The organism is Mesorhizobium silamurunense, assembly GCF_014843825.1.
Taxonomy (GTDB): Bacteria; Pseudomonadota; Alphaproteobacteria; order Rhizobiales; family Rhizobiaceae; genus Mesorhizobium; species Mesorhizobium silamurunense.
The window spans coordinates 1-23,285 of record NZ_JHQR01000113.1 but is presented as its reverse complement, the minus strand read 5'-3'; the positions used below and the strand labels follow the sequence as shown (position 1 = coordinate 23,285).

General features: G+C 61.4%; 25 protein-coding genes. 13 read left to right on the top strand and 12 right to left on the bottom strand.

Going from position 1 to position 23,285, the window contains the following annotated elements:
- Positions 1 to 426 precede the first annotated feature (426 nt).
- Entirely contained in the window at positions 427 to 861 is a 435-nt protein-coding gene (locus DH10_RS13135) for a hypothetical protein (RefSeq protein WP_192245086.1), read from the top strand.
- A gap of 164 nt (positions 862 to 1,025) precedes the next feature.
- Here the strand turns inward: DH10_RS13135 and DH10_RS13130 are convergent, their stop codons facing one another.
- Positions 1,026 to 1,706 (bottom strand): DsbA family oxidoreductase, encoded by a 681-nt coding sequence (locus DH10_RS13130; RefSeq protein ID WP_192245084.1) that lies wholly within the window; start codon positions 1,704 to 1,706, stop codon positions 1,026 to 1,028.
- Between the two features lie 39 nt (positions 1,707 to 1,745).
- Positions 1,746 to 3,566 carry an extracellular solute-binding protein gene (locus DH10_RS13125; protein ID WP_192245082.1) on the bottom strand — a complete coding sequence of 607 codons (1,821 nt, stop codon included), beginning with the start codon at positions 3,564 to 3,566 and terminating at the stop codon, positions 1,746 to 1,748.
- Between the two features lie 296 nt (positions 3,567 to 3,862).
- Here DH10_RS13125 and DH10_RS13120 point away from each other — a divergent pair, with 296 nt between their 5' ends.
- Positions 3,863 to 4,483 (top strand): invasion associated locus B family protein, encoded by a 621-nt coding sequence (locus tag DH10_RS13120; protein WP_210325009.1) that lies wholly within the window; start codon positions 3,863 to 3,865, stop codon positions 4,481 to 4,483.
- A 74-nt stretch (positions 4,484 to 4,557) separates the two neighbouring features.
- Here the strand turns inward: DH10_RS13120 and hspQ are convergent, their stop codons facing one another.
- Positions 4,558 to 4,881: a heat shock protein HspQ gene (hspQ, locus tag DH10_RS13115; RefSeq protein WP_168247349.1), complete on the bottom strand. Its 324-nt coding sequence runs from the start codon at positions 4,879 to 4,881 to the stop codon at positions 4,558 to 4,560.
- 329 nt (positions 4,882 to 5,210) lie between these two features.
- Entirely contained in the window at positions 5,211 to 6,422 is a 1,212-nt protein-coding gene (locus DH10_RS13110) for a UbiH/UbiF family hydroxylase (RefSeq protein ID WP_192245080.1), read from the bottom strand.
- Positions 6,423 to 6,520: 98 nt separating this feature from the next.
- Between DH10_RS13110 and DH10_RS13105 the strand changes: the two genes are divergently transcribed.
- The 9 genes from DH10_RS13105 (at position 6,521) to DH10_RS13065 (ending at position 15,578) form a co-directional block, all read left to right on the top strand.
- Positions 6,521 to 7,414, top strand: coding sequence for a DUF2182 domain-containing protein (locus tag DH10_RS13105; RefSeq protein ID WP_192245078.1), 894 nt, complete (start codon positions 6,521 to 6,523; stop codon positions 7,412 to 7,414).
- A 12-nt stretch (positions 7,415 to 7,426) separates the two neighbouring features.
- On the top strand, positions 7,427 to 8,041 hold the full coding sequence (locus tag DH10_RS13100; protein ID WP_192245076.1) for a DUF1326 domain-containing protein: 615 nt from the start codon (positions 7,427 to 7,429) through the stop codon (positions 8,039 to 8,041).
- Positions 8,042 to 8,088: 47 nt separating this feature from the next.
- The gene (gene pcsA, locus DH10_RS13095) at positions 8,089 to 8,856 is read left to right on the top strand and encodes a phosphatidylcholine synthase (RefSeq protein ID WP_192245291.1); all 768 of its coding nucleotides are present in this window, start codon (positions 8,089 to 8,091) and stop codon (positions 8,854 to 8,856) included.
- A 41-nt stretch (positions 8,857 to 8,897) separates the two neighbouring features.
- Positions 8,898 to 9,875: a quinone oxidoreductase family protein gene (locus tag DH10_RS13090; protein WP_192245074.1), complete on the top strand. Its 978-nt coding sequence runs from the start codon at positions 8,898 to 8,900 to the stop codon at positions 9,873 to 9,875.
- A 214-nt stretch (positions 9,876 to 10,089) separates the two neighbouring features.
- Complete coding sequence (locus DH10_RS13085; protein WP_192245072.1) at positions 10,090 to 11,667, top strand: ABC transporter ATP-binding protein; 1,578 nt, start codon at positions 10,090 to 10,092, stop codon at positions 11,665 to 11,667.
- Entirely contained in the window at positions 11,664 to 12,776 is a 1,113-nt protein-coding gene (locus DH10_RS13080; protein ID WP_192245070.1) for an ABC transporter permease, read from the top strand. Before DH10_RS13085 ends, DH10_RS13080 begins: the two co-directional genes overlap by 4 nt.
- On the top strand, positions 12,776 to 13,696 hold the full coding sequence (locus tag DH10_RS13075) for an ABC transporter permease (protein ID WP_192245068.1): 921 nt from the start codon (positions 12,776 to 12,778) through the stop codon (positions 13,694 to 13,696). The genes DH10_RS13080 and DH10_RS13075 overlap by 1 nt, the downstream gene beginning before the upstream one ends.
- A gap of 51 nt (positions 13,697 to 13,747) precedes the next feature.
- Positions 13,748 to 14,815, top strand: coding sequence for a BMP family ABC transporter substrate-binding protein (locus DH10_RS13070; RefSeq protein ID WP_192245064.1), 1,068 nt, complete (start codon positions 13,748 to 13,750; stop codon positions 14,813 to 14,815).
- Positions 14,816 to 15,143: 328 nt separating this feature from the next.
- On the top strand, positions 15,144 to 15,578 hold the full coding sequence (locus DH10_RS13065; protein WP_192245062.1) for a hypothetical protein: 435 nt from the start codon (positions 15,144 to 15,146) through the stop codon (positions 15,576 to 15,578).
- 92 nt (positions 15,579 to 15,670) lie between these two features.
- On the opposite strand, the gene rimO is transcribed toward DH10_RS13065, so the two are convergent.
- From rimO to DH10_RS13030, 7 genes are all read right to left on the bottom strand, one after another.
- Positions 15,671 to 16,984, bottom strand: coding sequence for a 30S ribosomal protein S12 methylthiotransferase RimO (gene rimO, locus DH10_RS13060; protein WP_192245060.1), 1,314 nt, complete (start codon positions 16,982 to 16,984; stop codon positions 15,671 to 15,673).
- A 140-nt stretch (positions 16,985 to 17,124) separates the two neighbouring features.
- On the bottom strand, positions 17,125 to 17,784 hold the full coding sequence (locus DH10_RS13055; protein ID WP_192245057.1) for a TerC family protein: 660 nt from the start codon (positions 17,782 to 17,784) through the stop codon (positions 17,125 to 17,127).
- 190 nt (positions 17,785 to 17,974) lie between these two features.
- Positions 17,975 to 18,382, bottom strand: coding sequence for a DUF930 domain-containing protein (locus tag DH10_RS13050; protein ID WP_192245054.1), 408 nt, complete (start codon positions 18,380 to 18,382; stop codon positions 17,975 to 17,977).
- Between the two features lie 152 nt (positions 18,383 to 18,534).
- Positions 18,535 to 18,834: a hypothetical protein gene (locus DH10_RS13045; protein WP_192245309.1), complete on the bottom strand. Its 300-nt coding sequence runs from the start codon at positions 18,832 to 18,834 to the stop codon at positions 18,535 to 18,537.
- Positions 18,835 to 19,913: 1,079 nt separating this feature from the next.
- Complete coding sequence (locus DH10_RS13040) at positions 19,914 to 20,075, bottom strand: hypothetical protein (RefSeq protein WP_192245052.1); 162 nt, start codon at positions 20,073 to 20,075, stop codon at positions 19,914 to 19,916.
- Between the two features lie 790 nt (positions 20,076 to 20,865).
- Positions 20,866 to 21,024 carry a hypothetical protein gene (locus DH10_RS13035; RefSeq protein WP_192245050.1) on the bottom strand — a complete coding sequence of 53 codons (159 nt, stop codon included), beginning with the start codon at positions 21,022 to 21,024 and terminating at the stop codon, positions 20,866 to 20,868.
- Positions 21,025 to 21,328: 304 nt separating this feature from the next.
- Entirely contained in the window at positions 21,329 to 21,634 is a 306-nt protein-coding gene (locus DH10_RS13030) for a hypothetical protein (protein WP_192245048.1), read from the bottom strand.
- 93 nt (positions 21,635 to 21,727) lie between these two features.
- Here DH10_RS13030 and DH10_RS13025 point away from each other — a divergent pair, with 93 nt between their 5' ends.
- The gene (locus tag DH10_RS13025; protein WP_192384786.1) at positions 21,728 to 22,036 is read left to right on the top strand and encodes a hypothetical protein; all 309 of its coding nucleotides are present in this window, start codon (positions 21,728 to 21,730) and stop codon (positions 22,034 to 22,036) included.
- Between the two features lie 30 nt (positions 22,037 to 22,066).
- Here DH10_RS13025 and DH10_RS13020 read toward each other — a convergent pair whose 3' ends face one another.
- A complete protein-coding gene (locus tag DH10_RS13020; protein ID WP_192245044.1) occupies positions 22,067 to 22,528 on the bottom strand; it encodes a YybH family protein in 462 nt (153 codons plus the stop codon).
- Positions 22,529 to 22,933: 405 nt separating this feature from the next.
- Between DH10_RS13020 and DH10_RS37620 the strand changes: the two genes are divergently transcribed.
- On the top strand, positions 22,934 to 23,065 hold the full coding sequence (locus DH10_RS37620; RefSeq protein WP_281396696.1) for a hypothetical protein: 132 nt from the start codon (positions 22,934 to 22,936) through the stop codon (positions 23,063 to 23,065).
- Positions 23,066 to 23,285: the final 220 nt, after the last annotated feature.

Genomic DNA, 23,285 nt, shown 5'->3' with positions numbered 1-23,285 from the left:
CTTGTTTTGTTACACATGGTAACACCAATTGATCATTTTCCATTAATTTTCTGCCCCCGAATGTGAACAGGGTTACCCGTAGTGGCATGAGGGCAACAGAAGTACATTGCCGGCTAATAGCTATCGGAAACAGATTCGTGTTTTATTCCAGTTGCTTAGCGATATGAATTTCGCCCTGGATCAGCTTTCCCTAAGGGAAGCTCAAAACACGGTTTTGTGAAGAAAATGGAGCGGCAATCAGCCCGATTCACGAGAGTCGGTGACCGAAATACCTGAAAAAGAGCCGCCGTCGATCACCTGCGGCTTGCTTAAAATCATCTTCCACGAGGGCATTGGGGCGCTTGCCTGCGATCGACGGCATTTGACAATTTCATCCGTCAGGATGGAATCTGCGTGGGCGATCAGTCCGCATCGAGGGGGGTCAGGATGTCTGCACGGATCTTTTCAGCCGCGGTGCTCGCGGCCTTCGCCTGGCTGCCGCAGGCACATGCCGGCAATCAGACGATCCCGGCGAGCGCCGAAGGCCAGGTCGAATTCAACACGCCGTCCGGCAATATCGGCTGCATCTACACGCCGAAGGGCGGCACCAGCACCTACCAACCGCAGGACGGCGGACCGGAGCTTTCCTGTTCCCGTGTCGAGCCGAGCTATGTGACCGTGATCCTGGGGCCGAAGGGACAGGCGACACTGATCAAGAACCCCGGCGAGCAGGGCTGCTGCGGCGACGCGACCAAGCTTGGCTACGGCAACAGCTGGAGCAAGGGGTCATTCACTTGCCTGTCGTCGACGAAAGGATTGACCTGCACGAGCAGCAGCGGCCACGGCTTCTTCGTCAGCAAGGCGAAGGTGACGGTAAAGTAGACACAGTGTTTTGACGCAATTCCGGACGGAAAACCGTTTCACACTTTTCCTGGAATTGCTCTAAAGCGCGCGTCGCGATCTTCCAGATTCGCTCCGTGCGCTTTAGGTTTTTGATTTACGCATGTCTTTGTCCCGAAACCGGGTCCCAGTTTCGGGAGACATGCTCAGCCCGCCGTTTCCAGCTCGCCGCGCGCCTTGGCCTGAGCGACCTGGCGGATTGCGTCGGCAAGCGTGTCGGCGTCCTGCGCGCCCATCACGGCATATTTGCCTTCGAGCAGGAAGCAGGGCACGCCGGTGATGCCCATGCGCGAGGCGGTGGCGATCTCGTTGCGCACGGCGTCGACATCGGCGTCGGTCGGCAACAGCGTCTCGACCACCGAAGCGTCCATGCCGGCCTCGCGGGCGGCCTCGGCCAGCACGGCGTGGTCACCAAGATTGGCGCCTTCCTCGAAATTCAGCTGGAAGAGGCGACGCACGAGACGATTCTGCACGTCCTCGCCGGCGGCGCCCGCCCAGCGGATGACGCGGTGCGCGTCCAACGTGTTGGGCGCGACCTTGATGGCGCCGAAGGCGAAATGGATGCCTTCCGCTTCGCCGAGCGGTTCTATGCGCGCATGGATCTGGCGGATGCGCTCCTCGCTGCCGAATTTGCCCAGCATGTATTCACGGCGATCCATGCCGCCTTGCGGAATGGTCGGATCGAGCTGAAACGGCCGCCAGCGCACATGCACGTTGACATCGCCGGCAGCGGCGATCGCCGTATCCAACCGCTTCTGGCCGATGAAGCACCAGGGGCAGACCACATCGGACACCACATCGACGGTGATGGAGTTCTCGGCGCTCATGCTCGTCTCCTTGCTTGATCCGTGTCCGGTGGGGTTTCGTCAGTTGGGCTTTCGCCACCATGCCGGCAGCTGATAGCCGAATATGGGGGTCTTTTGCGGATGTTCCAGGTAGCTCCAGTAAGCAACCCACTGCTGCGTGTTGTATTGCATGGGCACGATGTAGTTGCCGGAGATCAGCAGCCGATCGAGAACGCGCACCGCGGCGACATAGTCTTCCTTGGCGCGGGCATTCAACATCGCGTTGATCGCCGCGTCGACCGCGGGGTCGGCAACGCCCGCCAGGTTGAACGAGCCCTCCTGCCTGGCCGCGACAGATCCCCAGCGCCCGACCTGCTCGCTGCCGGGCGACAGCGAATTGTTGAAGCCGCTTGTGCCGATCAGAACCTCGAAGTCGAACCGCTGCTTGCGCGACTGGATCTGGTCGCCGTCGAGGCTGCGGATGGTGACATCGATGCCGATCTTCTCCAGCGTGCGCTGATAGAGAGCCGCAAGCCGCTCCTCGTCCTGCGATGACGTCATGATTTCGAAGCCGAAGGGATTCCCTTCAGGATCGAGCATCCGGCCGTCCTCTACATGATAGCCGGCGCCTTTCAGCATCTCGAAGGCTGCTCGCAGCACCTTGCGGTCCTGGCCGGAGCCGTCGGTGACCGGCGGCCGCCAGGTGCCGTCCATCACCTCAGCCGGCACGCGGCCGGGGTAGGGGGCAAGCAGGGCCTTTTCGCGGTCGTCGGCCGGATGGCCGAGCGCGGACAGCTCGGAGTTCTGCCAGAAGCTCATGGTGCGGTTGAACTTGCTGGCGAACAGGTTCTTGTTCGCCCACTCGAAGTCGTAGAGCATGCCGAGCGCCCGCCGCACGACCGGATTGGAAAACTTAGGCAGCCTGGTGTTGAACAGGAATCCCGTCACCACGGGAGGAATGCCGGTGTCGAAATATTCCTGCTTCACATCACCCTTGCGGAAGGCCGGGAAGTCGACATCGCGGTCGCGCTTGACCGGATCGGTCTCGTCGTCGAGGGCGCAGATGCCTTTCTTGAACGCTTCCGTCTTGGCGTTGGCGTTGAGGAAATACTCGATGGTGATCTGATCGAAATTGTCGAAGCCGCGCTTCGAGGGGATATCCTTGCCCCAGTAATTGGGATTGCGCTTGAAGACGATGCGCTGCCCGGGCTGCACCTTGTCCACGGTGTAGGGGCCGCTGCCGATCAGCGGCTTCAACGTGGTCTTGTCGAAGGTGTCCTTGTCGAAGGCGTGCTTGGGGATGATCGGCGTCAGCGCGATGATCAGCGGGAATTCGCGATTGGCCTTGTCGTTGAAGGTGAATTTCACGCTGTGGTCGCCGGTCTTCTCCAGCTTGGCGATCATGCTCATGCGATCGCTGAACGGCGGGCGGCCCTTGTCGGTGAAGACATCGTAGGTGAACAGCACATCCTCCGGCGTCACCGGCTGGCCGTCCGACCATTTGGCCTTGGGATTGAGATGGAACTCGATGCTCTTGCGCTCGGGATCCATGTCGGCGCTATCGGCGAGCAGGCCGTAGAGGCTGAACGGCTCGTTGTAATTGCGGTGCATCAACGGCTCGAAGACGAGGTTGCCGTAGACCGTGTCGATCATGCCGCGCGCAGTGGTGCGCAGACTCTTCAGGATGAAGGGGTTGAGATTGTCGAAACTGCCGACGACGCAGTAGGTGACGCTGCCGCCCTTCGGTGCATCGGGATTGACGTAGTCGAAATGTGAATAATCGGCGGGCAACGCCGGCTCGCCCTGCATGGCGATGCCGTGCTTCGGTTCCGACAAAGCCGGAAGCAGCGAGAGGGCCAGAAACGAGGTCGCGGCGATCAGCCGAACGAGAACGCGGTCCATGACCGTCTCCTTGCCGGGCGGCTTGTGATTCGGCACGCACCCTAGAGCATTTCGCCAGCCGATTGAATCGGCGCGCACCGGTGGAAATTGGGTTCAGCCAACTCATTGCCAATCGAGGATCGTCCAGGGAGGAGAAACCAGGAAGAAATCGCGGAAACCGGGCTGGATTCGGCGCCGCTGGCAGTGTAACACGCGCTCCGAAGTCATGCTGTTGCCTCATTTGGGCAACAGGTAGCGGGACCACACGGCACCAAGAAGCCGGTTCCCCGGGATCATTTGAGAGGAAAGTGCACCATATGACGAGCAACGCGTATCGCCTTTCGGTGCTGGCCGCAGGCGTGGTCGGCGTTCTGGGCGCCGGGCTTTTCACCGCCTCCGCGCAGCAGCAGCCGCAGATTCCGCAGGGCTGGTTCAAGGCCTGCACCAAGCAGGAAGACGTCGACATCTGCAACGTCCAGAACATCGTCACCGCCGGCAATGGCCAGCTCGTCACCGGCGTCAGCCTGATCGAGCTCAAGGGCAAGGTGAACCGCAAGGTGTTCCAGGTGACGGTCCCGACCGGCCGCCTCGTGCCTCCCGGCATCGGCCTGCAGATCGATGCCGGCAAGGCGCAGAAACTCGACTACGTGATCTGCTTCCCGGACCGCTGCGTGGCCGAAGTGCCGCTGACCGACCAGCTTGTCGCGTCCTTCAAGAAGGGCCAGCAGATCACGCTCACCTCGGTCAATTTCCAGAACCAGCCGAACCCGATCAAGGTCGCGTTGACCGGCTTCAGCGGCGCCTATGACGGTCCGCCGCTGCAGCAGTCGGACATCGAGGACCGCCAGAAGAAGCTGCAGGACTTCGTCGCCAAGAACAATCAGGACTTCGCCAAGAAGCTCAAGGAAGAGCAGGACAAGGCGAAGACCGCCAACTGATCGCCGGAGCATTTCTCCAACATGCAAAAAGCGGGGCAGGCGCCCCGCTTTTTTGTTGCCGCACGTCCATTCTTTTAATGCTTCGAGTGGCGTTTCGGCTCGTAGCGCCCGTCGGGCAGCTTGTCGAACATCTCGCCGATCTGCGGATGCCGCACCGGCTCGCCGGACCGGTCCTCGAGCAGGTTCTGCTCGGACACGTAGGCGATGTACTCAGTCTCGGAATTCTCTGCTAGGAGGTGATAGAAAGGCTGGTCCTTGCGCGGACGCATCTCCGCGGGAATGGCTTCGTACCATTCCTCGGTGTTGGCGAACTGCGGATCGACGTCGAAGATCACGCCACGGAAGGGAAACAGCCGGTGGCGAACCACTTGTCCGATCGCGAATTTGGCCGTTTTCATCGCACTCACCCTCTACAGCGCCGCCGCTCCTCTCGGACGCGCAAAGGACGCTGTAGCACTTTGCTTTTGCACATGATCCTTTCCGAAAATCGATTCCGATTTTCGGGGTCATGCGCTGTCCGAGGCGCCGTCGGTGGCTTGTGCGCAGGGCGCCTAAGGTCTTGAATTTACACATCACGCAGCCAAAAATCGAGCCCGACTTTCGGCTTGGTTCTTTTGGCGTAGACGTTGTCGCGATTCAATGCCGCAGCGCTGCCTTGCCACCAAGTTACGGATCGGCGCACACAATGGTTTCGCGGCGGAAAGCGCAAGGTCCAAAATGCGTCGCCTTAGCGCGCGGCTTGCTTCCTTAAGCCGCCGGCGAGCGCCCGAAAACCGCCGCCGGGCCGCAGGCCTTCTCGCATGAAGAAGGCGCGCAGCGGCGCGAAGCTGTCCAGCACGTTGAGGCCGGCGCTGCGCGCCAGTTGCGCCGGCAGCATGTCGGATAGCAGCGACATGTTGAGCAGGTTCACCGCGCTGCTGCGCGCCAGGATGTCGGGGCGGCGCCTTGTGTCATAGGCGGCGAGGCTCAGCCTTGACCCGGGATCGTCGCGGTTTTCGCTGGCGATTCCAACCAGATCGTCGATATCCCTGATACCGAGGTTGAGGCCCTGCGCGCCGATCGGCGGGAAAACATGCGCCGCTTCGCCGACCAGCGCCACACGGTTTTGCGCGAAGCGGCCGGGCGAGGCCGCCGACAGCGGGTAGACCTGGCGGCCGGGCTCGACCGAAACGCGACCGAGCATCGACTGCATCTGCTCCTCGACCCGGACGGACAGGGAGGCGTCGTCGAGTGCGGCGAGTTCCTTCGCCGTTTCCGGCTTCACCACCCAGACGAGGCTTGAGCGCTTGCCCGGCAGCGGCACCTGCGTGAACGGCCCGGTCTCGGTGTGGAATTCGGTCGAGATGAAGCCGTGTTCGCTGCGATGGCTGAAATTGAGAACAAGCGCCGACTGGGGGTAGGGCCGCGCGGAGGCTTTGATGCCGGCGGCTTCGCGTGCCGGCGACAGGCGTCCGTCGGCGGCGACCGCCAGCGACGCGGAGACCTCGCTGCCATCTCCCAGTATGGCATGCGCCTGATCGGCCTCGAGCCGCCACGTCCCGACCATCGCCTTTCGCCACTCGATGCCGGCGTGAGCGGCAACGGCCTTGGCTAACGCCGGGATCATGATTTTGTTCGGCAGATTGAGCCCGAACTGCTCCTCGCCGATCTCGCTGGCGCGGAAGGTGACGGTCGGGCTGCGGATCAGCCGGCGCGTCGCGTCGACAATGCGCATCACTTTCAACGGCGCAGCCTGCGATCTGAGCTCGTCCAATACGCCCAGCCGGTCCAGCACCTTGAGGGCAGGGTTCATGAGGGCAGTGGTGCGGCGGTCGCCGCCGGCTGCCTCGGGGCCGGCCAGTATCACGGCAAAGCCTGCCTCGGCGAAGCCGAGCGCCGCGATCAGGCCGGCCGGCCCGCTGCCGGCAACCAATATGCGGGCTTTGTCGTTCTGCTCCACGCCAGGCTTCCACGATGATAGGCGGCCGTCGGCCTCTATGCGATATAGGGCAGATCGGCGGGCTTGATCAACGCGGCGATTCGGCCCATTCGATTGCCATGACCGGCCAGGAGCACGATTTCAGCCATCTCGACCGCGCCGGCCGCGCCACGGCGGGACTCGCGCGCAGCCCACGCCTTGCCGTGATGCTCACCATCGGTGCGGGCATCTTGTTTGCCTGGTTCATTCTCGCTGCAACGGCGATTCGCGGCGCCGAAAGCCGCCTCGCCGGCGGCGCTCCGGGTGATGCGCTGCTCAAAGACCTGCCGCGATTGCCACTGCCGGATTTCCTCGATCGCTTTTTCGCTTTGTGCCTTGCGCCGGCACCGCTTGCCGGTACCGCAAGCGTGCAGGCGTTGGCGCTCGTCCTGATGTGGTTCCTGATGGCGGTCGCGGCGATGCTGCCTTCGGCGGCGCCGATGATCCGCACCTATTGCGAGATTGCGGACACCGCCCGGATCAAGAGCGAGCCCGTCGTCCATCCTCTGGTTCTGGTGGCGGGATACCTTGCGACCTGGCTTACCGCCTCGGCGGCGTTCGCCGCGCTGACGCTCGCGGTCTATGGTCTTGCCGCCTCGGGGCAGGTGCTCGATCCCGTCGTCGGGCTTGCCGGGGCCGCCGCGCTGGCGATTGCCGGCCTCTATCAATTCAGCGGCTTGAAGCAGGCATGCCTGAAGAAATGCCGGAACCCGTTCTCGATCCTGTTCGCCAACTGGAGCGCGAAATCGGGCCGCATCTTTCGCCTGGGGATGGAGCAGGGTGTCTGGTGCCTCGGCTGCTGCTGGGCGCTGATGCTGGTGATGTTCGCCGTCGGCGCGATGAACATCTTCTGGATGGCGCTGATAGGCCTGTTCACCGTGATCGAAAAACAGGCCACCGGCAGGGTGGCCAGCCGGGTTGCCGGTGCGATACTGCTTGTGTGGGCCGCCGCCCTGCTATTAGTTTCGGCGTGAGGGGAGAATTCGATGACGGATCAAAGCTGGGCGATGAAAGGAGAGCTGGTACTCTCCTGCAATTGCACGGTTTTCTGCCCTTGCGTGCTGTCACTCGGCAGCCATCCGCCGACCGAGGGCTATTGCCAGACCTGGGCCGGGTTCCGCATCGATGCCGGCCATTTCGGCGAGGTCGACCTGTCCGGTCTCAATCTCGGCTTGATCATGGAAATCCCCGGCTATATGAGCCGCGGCAATTGGACCGCCGGCCTGTTCATCGACAAGCGCGCCTCGGTCTATGCGGTGAAGGCGCTGACCAAGATCTTCACCGGCAAGGCCGGCGGTACCACGTCGCTGCTGTCGATCCTGGTCGGAAAATTCCTCGGCGTCGAGCAGGTGCCGATCACCTACGAGACCCGTGACAAGACGCGCATTTTCCAGATACCGAAGATCATTGACGGCGCGGTGACACCTATATCTGGCAAAGACCGCGAGAAGGATACGGTGATCACCAATTCCGAATATTGGATCGCGCCGGAAATCATCGTGGCGAAGTCCGACAAGAGCAAGATGCGCGCCTTCGGCCGCAATTGGAATTTCGCCGGCCGCTCGGCCGAAATCTGCAAGCTGGATTGGCGAGGCCCGTGAGCAAGAACACAGCAGCCAGGAAAGCGGCCAAGAAAATCGCGGAGCGGATTCCGCGACCGAAGAAGAAGGTGACATGGCCGCAGGCGCGCGCTTTTTCCGTGCACCTTCTGACTGCGTCCGGCTCGTTCCTCGCTTTCCTATCGCTGGTGGCGGCGAGCGAGGAGCGCTGGACGGCGATGTTCTGGTGGCTGGGGCTTGCGCTCTTCGTCGACGGCATCGACGGCCCGATCGCGAGAAAACTCGAGGTCAAGGAGATCCTGCCGACATGGTCGGGCGAGCTCCTCGACAACATCATCGACTACGTCACCTACGTCCTTATCCCGGCCTTCGCGCTTTATCAGCGCGGCTTCATGGGTGAGAGACTATCGTTCCTGTCGGCGGCAATCATCGTGGTGTCGAGCGCGATTTACTATGCCGACACCGGCATGAAGACGAAGGAGAACTTCTTCAAGGGGTTCCCGGTCGTCTGGAACATGGTGGTGTTCACGCTCTTCGTTATCGAACCGGGCCAATGGGTTTCCTTTGCCGTAGTCGTGGTCGCCGGCATCCTCACTTTCATGCCCATCAACTTCATCCATCCGGTGCGGGTGGTGAGGCTCAGGCCGCTCAATCTCGGCATGACCCTTCTATGGTGTGCCTTCGGCGCGCTTGCGCTGGCACAGGCAGCGCTCGCCAGCTTCTACAACCAGATTGGCGTCCTGGGAGAACAGGTCAGCGATTTCACCAAGATCGGCATCACCTTCACCGGCTTCTATCTCGCCTGCATTGGGGGCATCATGCAGTTGTTCCCCGATCTTGGCGCCAAGAAATCCTGACCCTAGATCTAGCTTCTGTCCCTTCCCGAGAGAATTGAGCGATGTCCAAGGCAGTCCGCATTCACGCCCATGGCGGCCCCGAAGTCCTGACCTATGAGGATGCCGATCCCGGCCAGCCGGGCGCCGGGCAGATCCTGATCAGGCACACGGCGATCGGCCTCAACTTCATCGACGTCTATCACCGCTCGGGTCTCTATCCGCCGCCCGGTGGGTTCCCGCTGATCCCGGGTGGTGAAGCGGCAGGCGTGGTGCTGGCCGTCGGCGCCGAGGTCGACTGGCTGAAGCCCGGCGACCGCGTCGCCTACGCGGTCAATGTCGGCGCCTATTCGGAAGAACGTGTGATCGCCGCCGACCGCGTGGTGAAGGTGCCTGACGGGATCAGCGACGAGCAGGCGGCCGCCATGATGCTGAAAGGCATGACGGCGGAATACCTGCTGCGGCGTACCTATAAGGTGAAGGCCGGCGACACGATCCTCTACCATGCTGCCGCCGGGGGTGTCGGCCTGATCCTTGGCCAATGGGCAAAGCATCTCGGCGCGACGATGATCGGCACGGCGAGCTCCGCCGACAAGATCGAGCTCGCGAAAGCGCATGGTTTCGACCATGTCATAAACTACAAGGAGCAGGATTTCGTCGCCGGCGTCGCCGCCATCACCGGCGGCAAAAAGTGCGACGTCGTCTATGATTCCGTCGGCAACGACACTTTTCCCGCTTCGCTCGATTGCCTGAGGCCGCTCGGCATGTTCGTCAGCTTCGGCCAGTCGTCGGGGCCGATCCCGCCATTCTCGATGTCGCTTCTGGCGCAGAAAGGCTCGCTCTATGCAACCCGGCCGACAATCTTCGTCTACAACGCAAAGCGCGAGGATCTAGTGGCGTCGGCTGAGGCGCTCTTCGATGTGGTGCTGAGCGGCGCCGTCGAGATCAAGATCAATCAGCGCTACGCGCTGAAGGATGCGGCACAAGCGCAGTCCGATCTCGAGGGCCGCAAGACGACGGGTACGTCCATCCTCATCCCCTGAGCCGGCTGCCTTGTTTTTCAGCGCCCTGCCAGGCGCGAAGGCACGGTTTACCCGAAAAGCCAGCCAGTCTTTCCTGCACCCTCAATAGGTATATCTTACCCCTTGAGTTTCCGCTGGAATTCTTGAAGCTCTTTCAAGTTGGGTGCCGCTTTCCGACAGAAGCCGGCCGCGCATACGATACCAGCGGGAACACAGAACATATCCGGGTAACTGGATGGGAGGCACTGTGAGTGCAAATCATGACAGGGCGAACCTGCTCGAGGTTCGTGGCCTTACGAAGATTTTCGGCACGCTGACAGCGTGCGATCATATCGACCTCAACATCGCGAAGGGCGAGATCCACGCGTTGCTCGGCGAAAACGGCGCCGGCAAGTCGACGCTGGTCAAGATGCTGTTCGGATCGCTCGAGCCGAATTCGGGCGAGATATTCTGGGACGGCAAGGCCGTCAATATCACCAGCCCCGGTGTCGCCAAGAGGCTGGGCATCGGCATGGTCTTCCAGCATTTCTCGCTGTTCGAGGCGCTGACGGCGGCCGAGAACATTGCGCTCTCGCTGAACGACGGCTCGCCGATCAGCACCATTGCCGCGAAGGCGCGGGCGCTTTCCTACAGCTACGGCCTGCCGCTCGATCCGGAATCGCTGGTCGGCGATCTTTCCGTCGGCGAGCGCCAGCGCATCGAGATCATCCGCTGCCTCTTACAGACGCCGCAGCTCATCATCCTCGACGAGCCGACCTCGGTGCTGACGCCGCAGGAAGCCGACAAGCTGTTCGAGACGCTGGAGCGGCTGCGCGCGGAAGGCAAGTCGATCCTCTACATCTCGCACCGGCTGGAGGAGGTTAAACGCATCTGCGACCGCGCCACCGTGCTGCGCCACGGCAAGGTGGTCGGCCACTGCAATCCGCGCCAGGAGACGGCCGCATCGCTCGCCCGCATGATGGTCGGCAACGAGGTCAAGGCGGTAGTGCGCGCGCCGGCCGAAGGCATCGAAACCGCGCCGGCGCTACTCGAAATCCGCGGGCTTACCCGCAAGCCGGCGACGCCTTTTGCCATCCCGCTCAAGAACGTCAATCTCAACGTGCGTGCCGGCGAAGTGATCGGCATCGCCGGTGTCGCCGGCAATGGCCAGGGCGAGTTCTTCGAAGCCGTCTCCGGCGAGGTGCTGCAGCAGGATGCCGGGTCCGTGCGCATCCGCGGCAAGGATGCCGGCGCGCTCTCGATCACGGGCCGTCGGCTGATGGGTGCCGCCTTCGTGCCGGAGGAACGCCTCGGCCATGGCGCGGCGCCGCGGATGAAGCTTTCGGAGAACCTGCTTTTGTCGCGCCATGCCACCGACGGCAAGTCCTTCGTCGGCTCCGGCGGCATGGTCAAGAACGCCTCCGTCTACAGCGCCGCCCAGCGCATCATCACGGCCATGGACGTGCGCAAGAGCGCGCCCGATCCGGAGGCCGCGGCACTCTCCGGCGGTAATCTGCAGAAATTCATCGTCGGCCGCGAGCTCGACCGCAAGCCGAGCGTCATGGTCGTCAACCAGCCGACCTGGGGTGTCGATGCCGGTGCCGCCGCCCATATCCGCCAGGCGCTGATCGAGCTTGCCCGCAGCGGGTCGGCGGTTCTCGTCATCAGCCAGGACCTCGACGAATTGTTCGAACTGTCGGACGCGATCGCGGTCATGCACAACGGCGAATTGTCGGCGCCGCTGCCGATCGCCGAAGCCACCTTCGAAAAGATCGGCCTGTTGATGGGCGGCGCCGAGCCCGGCCACGCCGAACACACCATGGAGACGGCATGATGCGCCTCGAACTGGTCAAACGCCCGCAGCGCTCGGCGCTGTTTTCGGTGCTCTCGCCCTTCATCGCCTTCGCCCTGACGATGATTGCCGGCGCGGTTCTGTTCGCATTGCTCGGCGTCAATCCGCTCGAGGCTTTCAACATCTATTTCATTCAGCCGGTCAGCGAAGTCTGGCAACTGCATGAGCTGGCCATCAAGGCTGCGCCGCTCATCCTGATCGCGGTCGGCCTGTCGGTCTGCTACAAGGCTAATATCTGGAACATCGGCGCCGAAGGGCAATTCATCCTGGGCGGCATCTTCGGCTCGATCATCCCGGTGCTGTTCCCCGAATTCGAAGGCCCACTGGTGCTGCCGTTGATGCTCTTGCTCGGCATGGTCGGCGGCGCGCTTTATGCGGCCATCCCGGCGCTGCTCAAGACCCGCTTCAGCACCAACGAGATCCTGACCAGCCTGATGCTGGTCTATGTGGCGCAGCTCTTCCTCGACTGGCTGGTGCGCGGACCGTGGCGCGACCCCCAGGGCCACGGATTCCCGCAGACCATCCAGTTCGGCGACTCGGCCGTCCTGCCGGAGCTGATGCCGGATGCCGGCCGCGCCAATTGGGGCTTCGTCTTCGCGCTCGTCGCGGCGATAGCGATCTGGCTGATGATGAGCCGCATGTTGAAGGGTTTTGAGGTTCGTGTGCTGGGCTCGAGCCCCAGGGCAGGGCGCTTCGCCGGCTTCGGCTTCAACAAGATGGTGTTCTTCACCTTCCTGCTGTCCGGGGCATTGGCTGGTCTTGCCGGCATCTCGGAAGTGTCCGGCGCCATCGGCCAGCTGCAGCCGGTGATCTCGCCCGGCTATGGCTTCACCGCCATCATCGTCGCTTTCCTCGGACGGCTCAATCCGCTGGGCATCGTCGCCGCGGGCCTGGTGCTGGCGCTGACCTATCTCGGCGGCGAGGCGGTGCAGAGCGCGCTCGGCATCTCCGACAAGGTGGCGCGAGTGTTCCAGGGCATGCTTCTGTTCTTCGTGCTCGGCTGCGACACGCTCATTCACTACCGCATTCGTCTGATCGGCTTTGCCGCGCCAAAACTCGAGGCCGCGCCCAAGCTGGAGGAGGCACGCTGATGGACATCACCGTCAACATCCTTTTGACCATCGCCACCGCGGCGACGCCGCTGCTGATCGCGGCGATCGGCGAACTCGTGGTCGAACGCTCCGGCGTGCTCAACCTCGGCGTCGAGGGCATGATGATCATGGGCGCGGTCGGCGGCTTCGGCGCCGGCTATCTCACCGGCTCGCCCTGGATCGGCCTGCTTGCGGCGATCATCGTCGGCGCGTTGTTTTCGCTGCTCTTCGCCGTCATGACGCTGTCCTTGGCCACCAACCAGGTGGCGACTGGCCTGTCGCTGACGCTGCTCGGTCTTGGCCTGTCCGGCATGATCGGCACCAGCTTTGTCGGCCAGCCGGGCGTCAGGTTGCCGAACCTCGACATCCCCGGGTTGAGCTCGATCCCGGTCGTTGGCAGGCTGATCTTCGGCCAGGATCCTCTGTTCTACATCTCGATCGCGCTCACCGCCGCCGTGATGTGGTTCCTGTTCAAGACGCGCACCGGCCTCACGCTCCGCTCGATCGGCGACAGCCACTCTTCGGCGCATGCGCTGGGCATCAAGGTCATCCGCTATCGTTATCTCGCCGTGATCTTCGGCGGCGCCTGCGCCGGCCTTGCCGGCGGACATCTGTCGCTGGTCTACACACCGCAATGGGTCGAGAACATGAGCGCGGGCCGGGGCTGGATCGCGCTGGCGCTGGTGGTCTTCGCTTCCTGGCGTCCGTGGCGGGTGCTTGCCGGCGCCTATATCTTCGGCGCGGTGTGGATCGGTCAGCTTCATGCACAGGCTTTTGGCATTCCCGTGCCTTCGCAGTTTCTTTCTTCGCTCCCCTATCTGGCAACTATCGTGGTTCTCGTTCTAATCTCGCGCAACAAGCGTCTGACGATGATGAACACGCCGGCTTCTTTGGGGCAGCCATTCGTTCCGGATCGTTGACGACAACAAAAAGACGGGAAGCTCCAAGGCTTAACTCAGAGAGGTAACACGATGAAAAAACTGCTTATTGCCCTTATGACCACGGCCGGGGCCCTATCGCTGGCGGCGACCGCCGAAGCGGCAGGCAAGCTGAAGGCCTGCTGGGTCTATACGGGTCCGATCGGGGATTTCGGCTATTCCTACCAGCACGACCAGGGCCGCCTCGAGGTGGAGAAGGCACTCGGCGACAAGGTGGAGACCGCCTATCTCGAGAACGTCTCGGAAGGCCCCGACGCCGACCGCGCCTTCGAGCGCCTGGCGCGAGAGAAGTGCAAGATCATCTTCGGCACCTCGTTCGGCTTCATGGACGCCGAGGTGAAGGTCGCCAAGAAGTTTCCCAAGGTGATGTTCGAGCATGCCACCGGCTACAAGACCGGCGACAATCTCGGCATCTACAATGCGCGTTTCTATGAAGGCCGCTACGTGCTCGGCCAGATCGCGGCCAAGGAATCGAAGAAGGGGCTTGCCGGCTACATCGTGTCCTTCCCGATCCCGGAAGTGGTGATGGGCATCAATTCGTTCATGCTCGGCGCACAGTCGGTCAATCCGGACTTCAAGGTCAAGATCGTATGGGTGAACTCCTGGTTCGATCCGGGCAAGGAAGCCGATGCCGCCAAGGCGCTGTTCGACCAGGGCGCAGACATCATCGTCCAGCACACCGACTCCACCGCCGCGCTGCAGGTCGCCGAGGAGCGCAAGCTGCACGGCTTCGGCCAGTCGTCCGATATGATCAAGTTTGCGCCGAATGCGGCCTTGACCTCTCTGACCGACGAATGGGGTCCGTACTACATCAGCCGCGTTCAGGCGGCGCTCGACGGCACCTGGAAGCCGGACAATGTATGGCTGGGCATCAAGGACGGCGCCGTGAAGCTCGCGCCCTTCACCAACATGCCCGACGACGTCAAGGCGATGGCCGAGGCGACCACGAAGAAGATCGCCGGCGGCTGGAACCCCTTCACCGGTCCGGTGTCCAAGCAGGACGGCTCGCCCTGGCTGAAGGACGGTGAGGTTGCCGACGACGGCACGCTGCTCGGCATGAATTTCTACGTCAAGGGTATTGACGACAAGCTGCCGCGATAAGCGGCAACGAAATTTCGAACCGGAGAGGGCGCCTCGTGGCGCCCTCATTCGTTTTAAGATCGATTGGCAAGATTTCCCCGCCTAGGGCGGAAGCTGAACTGGCTTTTTGCCAGTCGGTTAAAGATCGTTGCACGATCTTGCGTGCCAAGTATTTAAGATAAATCTCGCTCTATCTTTTTCAGAATTTCAGATTCTCATGGGATCTTGGCAATATCTGTGACCGGTTCCGTGACCACTTTCACATACGTCAGTGACTTCCACTTCCATGGTGATCATGCAAATCAGACGAAATCAGCTGGCGTGACAAGCGCCCGCAGAAAGGGGTCTTATGCAATTGAATAAAAAACTTCTGGCGATCATCGGGAAGCGCTTTCCCGCCATCTTCGATGTCATCCCGCGCGGACCGCAGGGTGGGCTTGCGCGGGTCGCACTCAATCCACAGCCGCTCCCGCCGCATGAACTGGGCGCAGCGGTTGCTGACGAATTTGTCCGCCATGCTTGGGTGGCTGAGCGAGGCGGGCTCGATATGAAGGCGCTTTTGAGCGACCTCGATGACTGGTGCCCCACGCGGCCGAAGATACCGAAGCTTCCCCCGTGGTGGGGACCGTTTCCGGAGCCGGAGCTGCGCCCTGAATGGTTCGTAGACTACCATTTGGGATTTGCCGCACGGCTGTCGGCGGTCACAACGGGCACGCGCCTCGATGAGACCTTCGATCAGGTGATCGACCGTTCCCTGGCCGCAATCGAGGCGGTGAAGCTCTGACGAGACGCCGCTGAAGCCGAGGGGCCGTCAAGAGCCTAAGGGCGCCGCAGGGCGCCCTACTTCATCGGAGACGTCTACTTTCGCGCGGGGTATCAGACCGCCGAGCCGTAAAGATCATAAGCGTCGGCCCGGTCGATCTTGACCGTGACGATGTCGCCGGCCCGAAGCGGCCGCCGCGACTGGATGTGCACGGAGCCATCGATCTCGGGCGCGTCATATTTGGTTCGGCCCTTGGCCAAAGTTCCGTGCGCCTCGTCGATGAGCACGGGCAGGCGCTTGCCGACCTTCTTGGCAAGCTGCGTTGCGGAAATCTTCTGCTGACGTTGCATGAAGCGATGCCAGCGCGCCTCCTTGATCTCCTGCGGCACTTGCTCGAGGCCGAGGTCGTTGGAACGCGCGCCCTTGACCGGTTCGTATTTGAAGCAGCCGGCGCGATCGATTTTCGCTTCGTCCAGCCAGTCGAGCAGCATCTGGAAGTCGTCTTCGGTTTCGCCGGGGAAGCCGACGATGAAGGTCGAGCGGATGGCGAGATCCGGGCAGACCTCGCGCCAGCCGCGGATGCGCTCCAGGGTCTTTTCGCCATGAGCGGGACGGCGCATGTTCGTCAACACTTGCGGCGAGGCATGCTGGAAGGGGATGTCGAGATAGGGGAGGATTTTTCCCTCCGCCATCAGCGGAATGACGTCGGCGACATGCGGGTAGGGGTACACATAATGCATGCGTATCCAGATGCCGAGCTTGCCGAGTTCCTCAGCGAGGTCGAGGAATTTTGCGCGCACCTCGCGATCGCCGAATAGGCTCGTCTGGTATTTGATGTCGATGCCGTAGGCGCTGGTGTCCTGCGAGATGACGAGGATCTCCTTGACGCCGGCCTTGGCGAGCTTTTCGGCCTCGCGCAAAACGTCGGCCGCCGGCCGCGAAACGAGGTCGCCGCGCAGCGCCGGGATGATGCAGAAGGTGCAGCGGTTGTTGCAGCCTTCCGAAATCTTCAGATAGGCGTAGTGGCGCGGCGTGAGCTTCACGCCTTGCGGCGGCAGGAGATCGACATAGGGGTCGTGACTAGGGGGAGCCGCCTCATGCACGGCCGCCATCACGCTCTCATAGGCCTGAGGGCCGGTGATCGCCAACACATTGGGGTGCTTCTCGCGAATGACCTCCGGCTCGGCGCCGAGGCAGCCGGTGACGATGACACGGCCGTTTTCCGAAAGGGCGGAGCCGATCGCGTTGAGCGACTCGTCGCGCGCGGAATCGAGGAAGCCGCAGGTGTTGACGACGACGAGGTCCGCGCCGTCATGCTTGCGGGCAATCTCGTAACCTTCGGCACGCAGCCGCGTAATGATGCGCTCGGAATCGACGAGCGCCTTCGGGCATCCAAGGCTGACGAAACTGACACGAGGGGCAGACATAAGGTTTTCCAGGCTTTTCGGGATCGGCGGCGCAATATCACACTAATTGCGGCATTGGTATGGGCTGGTCCTTGCTGCGGCAAAACGCAATGCGAAGGGCCAGATCGCAGGCCGGCCGAAGTCCGCGTCGGGGGGCGGTGTCAGCTCACCGCGTTGTTGACGTGCGGCCAGACCTCCATCGCACCGCGATAGACCATGTCGAGCGCGACGTAGAGGATGATCGCCAGGCCGACATAGGCAATCCAGCGGTAACGGTGCAGCAGCCGGGCAATGAAACTCGCGGCAAGCCCCATCAAGCCGATCGACAATACGAGCCCGATGACCAGCACCCAGAAATGATCCCGCGCCGCACCTGCGACGGCCAGCACGTTGTCCAGCGACATCGACACGTCGGCGACGACGATCTGCAACGCGGCCTGGCCAAGCGTCTTGCGCGGCGCCTTGCCGGCGACCATCTTGTCGTCATTGAGGTCCGCATTGGACAGCGCCTCCGTCGCCTCCTGCTCGTCGGCAGCGGAGGTGCGCAACTCGCGATACATTTTCCAGCACACCCACAACAGCAGGATGCCGCCGGCAAGCAGCAGACCGACGATTGCAAGCAGCTTGACCGTAACCGCCGCAAACAGGATGCGCAGCACCGTGGCCGCCAGCACACCAATCAAGATTGCCTTCTTGCGCTGCTCGGAAGGCAGACCGGCAGCCGCCAGCCCGATGACGATGGCATTGTCGCCCGCGAGCACCAGGTCGATCGCGATGACCTGAAGAAGAGCGGTCAGGCTTGCGGCGCTGAAAATATCCATCGTCTGGAAGCCCTTTTGCTGTTCGTCGAGTGCCGATCTTCGAAAGTTCTGACGCCCTAACGTGTATGGTTCGCGCGCGTCAAGAGAACAGCCGGAACGAGCCGTCGCAAGGCATCTTGTTCCAGCGAAAATCTATTGGACTTTTTGCAAGCGAAGGCTGGCGCGGGGGCCGCTAATCGAGGGCAATCCGTCAGTCGTAAAGATTGTATTTTGCCCAGTCGGTTTCCGGGATCTCGTCGCCGATCTTGTAGCGGAACTGAAGCACCTGCATGTGGTCGGGCGCGGTCTGGCACTTGAACTTCAGTCGGTACCACTGACCGTTGCTGCGAAAGGCTGCGCCGGGACTCCTGATCGCATCGGCGCTCATCTGCGGCGTGGCGAAGGCATAGGCCACCACACGGTCGGCCTTGAATTTGTGATCGTCGTGGCTGATCCGGTCGAGCACTTCGGCGTCGCAACGCTGCTCGAGGCGAGTCTGCGGATCGAGTTTCAGCAGGCCGGCGCGAAGCGCGTTGTCCATCGCCTTGGCCGGCCAGGCCAGCGCCAGAGACGCCACAACCATCAGGCAGAGCTTTTTCATGGGCGCGACAAGCAGCATATTTTGTCTGAGAAATCAACCAAACGCACGCGCTTGTGAGGCTGCTGCCGGCTTCGGCAGCACCGGCTCGTGATTCGACTCCGCCGACGGCCGAACGGATCTAAAAAATGCCCGCCGTGACGAAATTCGGCCCGACTGCTTTTGGGGCCGCGTCAGCCGATTCCTCCTGCATCCTGATCCGCCGCCCCGTTGTCTTCGTTTGCTTTATCGGACACTCGATTATCGCCTGGGCCGGCCGGGGGAAGCACCGTCACGTCCATGCGAGCGATTCTAGATGCTGCCCGACCTTGAGCGCCAGGCTCGCTGTCGCCCGTCTCCAAAACCGAGGCTTTCGCGAGATGACCGACGCTGTCAGCACTTTTGCCTGGAAAAGTCGCCTCGGGTGATGCCGGAAGTCCGATGGTACGCTGCACTGCGCCAGCGGTTTGCTGGCTTCCAATGGGAGAGGTCATGGCTGCGCTCCGGTAGATGACCGCCGCCATTTAGCATGGCTGGCTGGTGCCAACCTTGCGGATTTCAGCAATCGCTAATTAAGGCCGAGAGTTGGCACAGCGCTGACCCTGTCGTTGTTTACGCGGTGGCGCACAGTCGCGGTTATGGCAACCTCGTCGCCGATGCCCATCACTGGCTCGCGAAGGCAATAGACTTGCCGACGATGATGCTGGCGGCCTGGAGGAGGAGCCACGCAACGAGGACGTAAGTGATCATGCGGTGCTTCCAAGTTCGGCACGGGTGTTAGGTGAAAGCCCGGCTTGCTTTTGGGGTGGATTGAGGTTCGCAAGCCGGGCCATGCGCCGACTGATGGGCGGGGGGCTGGGGTTATCAGCCGGCGCGACAAAGTGCTTTATTTGCCAGCGGGCCCGCAATCGGCTGAGGTCTTGGCTTCCAAGCGCATTGGTCCGAATAAACGAAGCATATAGCCCCTTATTCCATTAAGGCCATGGAAGGAGATAGACAAAATCTGGTGGGATGCTCGGGTGCTGCGCTGGCGCGGCTGGTAGCGGCTCAGCAACCGCTTGGCCAAATCCGTCACTCGATTGTGATGGAATAAAGCCGAGTTCAATGTTGTTGAACGGATGCGCGGTGGGAACCCCAGAAGGGAGACAACTATGCGGAGTCACATCACAATTGCCGTCTTGCTCTTGATCCTAACAGGTGTCGCCGGGTGCATGACCAGCAGCAATGGAACACAGCATTCCTCGACGCAGACCAGCAACGGGGGCAGCAGTAGCTCCGGCAGTACCGGCGGTACCGGCGGCATGGGTGGCGGCGGCTACTAAGGCGCCATCGGCGAAGAAGCAGATAGAAAGCCAGGCCGGCCATGAACAGGCAGGCGGCCGTGCGGATGAAGTCGCGGCGCAGATAGAACCAGATCGCGTTTGTTAGAAGACTTCCGCAGTGCGGCGGGCGGAGCGGCGTACTTCAAATGCGCGAAGTTCTGGGCGCGTATCCGAAGCTACCGGCAATTCCTCAAGCAATTGGGGCCAAACCTCAGCGCGACCTACGCAATTGGTTCAAGCCGCTAGATCGTTCATTGGTCGTCTGGATTGTGGAAGGTGATGGCGGGAGGCGCCCTCCAGCCCCCCGGCATATCCAGAGACGCAAAGCTTCGCTCGACATCGGCGGTATAGGCGCTGTCATTGGCAAAGTGGTCCCAGAGGACCAGGCCAATAACCAGCGCGATCACGACCAAGGGCCATCGCATAGGAACCTCCCTCAAAGCTCCTCGCGATGCAATTATGTTCCTACCTCGGTCTATTTACAAGCAATTGCTAATGTAATGGCAAACCCGCCGGGCGAGGCCCCCAACAACGACCTTCAAGCCCGGCGAGCTGCCGGCCCCAGGAGAGTACCGGCAACATCTCCGGTGCAACCTGGGTGCCAGCATTCCCGTCCTGAAACGAAACAAGGGAGCATGAGGCCAGCGGAGACGACGAGGCGACGGTCACAATCGTTGCCCGGAACATCAAGCAGTCGGGCAAGATCAAGATGGCCAACAAGGAAATGCCGAGTGCGCATATCGGCTCGCCCTTGCCCTCAAGCAGTGGAAGCACCCGCAGGCCGATGCACTTGAGAGCCTTGTTGCGCGGATCATGCTTGCCGACAGGTGGGAAGCGCAACTGAGCCGGTAAGACTATTTATGCCAGCGATGGCGTGCAGACGGCAAACCGATGCCGGTCAATGGCTGGTCATCCAGAAAGCACTTTACCGAAAATGTTTCGCTGCAGAGTGGCGCTATAGATCCCGTCGTTCGCAAATCGATCCCAGAGAGCGAAACAGGTTGTGAGTGCGGCTAGAGCCAGAATTGTGCGCATTGCAAACTCCCCCGCACGCGCCTGAAAAACGCTTGATGGTATGTCCGACTCTGTATGTAAGCCTATTGCTAATATAGTAGGTAGCTCAGCGCGATACCTACGCCAATCGCAAGACCAAAAGCGGTATGTTCTAGCAAGCGGACAGGTGAGGTAAGCCTTCCCGAGGAGCTAACCGGCGATCGCTAGCCCAATGCCGATGCCAACGCCAATAGCAATGCCCAGGAAGAGCTTGCCGGCGAGGTCTAGGGCATAAGCGCGGACAGTAGCAGATACGTCTATACGGGGCTCTCTAAGGGCCGCCGCGAGGTCATCGAACATCGCTTCCATGGTTGCCACCTGCGATTTCTTCGAGCGGCAAGACTAGATCAGTTCTGGTGAGATGTGAATCCCTCCGGTCCATCAAAGTCTAACGATCAGGAAAGCGTGTTGGTAGGCACGTGTGGTAACGGTTGATTCAACCACTGCTGGTATGTGTGAAAGGTAGGTGGCGGCCCCGACAGTGGGCGGGGGTGCTGGGTCTGCCGGAGCCGCCTGCGCGGCAGTGGGCACTGATCCGCGCTGTCCCAGAATAGGACAGCGCGGGTCTATAATTAGTTAAAGCTAATTGACTGTTCCCGGACGGGCCTGCCCTTTAAGTCGGCTTGTCGATGAGGGCCGTCTTTCTCGAAGGCGGCTTGTAGGCTGTTACCAGTCTCAGCGTATCCATATTCACTGTAACCTGGACGCCCAGGTTCACCGTGACCCACTCACCATCGATATGGGTGACGTCGCCGACAAGCTCTATCTGCTGGCCTTTTTTTACCTTGGACGTTCGATCGACAATCGAGTGCGGGAAGCCATAGCTTGGGATCGACACGCTCACGCGGTCTTCGGTCACTCGACGCCTCACCGTCGCGGTGACAGCGACCTCATCGCCAATGTTGATGCCCCTGGCCATGCGATGAGTCTGGAGCGGACGGCGTCTTCGTCAAGCGATAGCTAATGTATGGTATGGCCCGCTAGTCGGCCGCCATGTTAAGTTAGGTAGGCGATGAAGCTTCTTCTGATCGCATTCGCTGTCGCTCACAGCTGGTACACCGGCTACCATGATCCGGTCACCGGCTATGAATGTTGCGACGATAAGAAGGATTGTGGGGTCATCAACCCGCGCTTTGTTGAGCCGCTACCGGGCGGCAATTTCAATGTCCGCACGGGGTCCAAGACGCGATATTTCATTCCCAAGACCCGCGTCATAGAGAGCGAAGACAGCCAGTATCCCCGCCGTTTTCGTATATCCGCTGTTTCTTTGCGCCCCGTACCGAGGCGAGCCGATGAGAAATCCGGTGCGCCGCCCGGGTAGCGTCAAGACAATGGAACGGGAGTGATAACTCTACTTCTTAGCAGGGTTCGCATTCCAAATATCCCGATGCAGTCGCCATTCGCCGTCGGCGCCCTTCTTCCAAACGACAATGTATTTGCCGATTTCCTCACTGGTCTTGCCGTCACTACCGGGGATCTTGATAGAGTAGTTGCCCTCCTCATAGGCGAGATTGCCACTCTCCTCGACCTGCGCCGCTTTCAGGGTCAGATCGGTCAATCCTGCATCGATCCAGCTCTGCCACATCTTCTGAACGCTTTCGCGGCCGGCGACCCGCTCTTCGTTGGGAGGAAACGCTACCGCGTCTTCGGTGTAGTGTTGAGCCAGGCCTGTCGCATCCTTGGCGGCAAACTTCGCAACAAAGTCCGCATTGTTCGCCTCTATGCTTGATTGGGCTGTCTGGGCACCTGCAGGTTCGCCACCGCCGATAACTACTAGTGCGACGAAACAACATGTGGCTAGAAGGTAGCGCATCGAAGTCCTCCCTTTGAAAGCCGGCCAGCGAAGACCATGTGCAGATGAAGACGACGAGGGCGAGTAATTGCCGGGTCTTGTCGGACATCGGCGCGCCCAATGAATGTCTTTACAGACGGGGCGTAGCAGGCCGCTTGCAGGGACAATATGCGCTTTCGCTAATACAATGACAATCCCGGCCATGGTCCCCACACCCTGGAGCGCACATTGCGTTCGCTGGAGGGCCGCCACGAGATTCTGCCTGCACTTGCCAGCGTCAGCCGAATGAGGAATATAATCCTTCCCGATGGGGCGACCTCAATCACCGGAGATCGCCATGACGATGAGGTTCAGCGCCCGCTCAAACGATCGGAACATTAGTGATCCCTAAGGGTTCTCTAGAGCAACCTTCTAGGAGGTCGGGCCATGGCCGAGCTGACATTCACTTTCGTTCATTATTTGGGGCTGACCGGCAACGATGTATTAGGCGCCGTCGTGTCTCTAACGGCGGGCCTCCTTCTCTATAACGTCATGCGCGAAGATCAGCCAAACCGATAGCGCATGCATGGGCCACACGCAGGCGCCAGATCCCGCCAGACGGTTTGCGTGGGACCGCGGCGGCGACGAACGCGCGCAGGCAACCGGCTTCAATGTCGCGGGAGCGGCTTACCCTGGCGGGTGTTCTTCGGGTGATACTGCCTGTCACCCCGCAGGCATCACATGTCAAGGTCACCTTGTCTGGGACGTTATGGCAAGCCCTGCTTTCGCGTAACCGGGG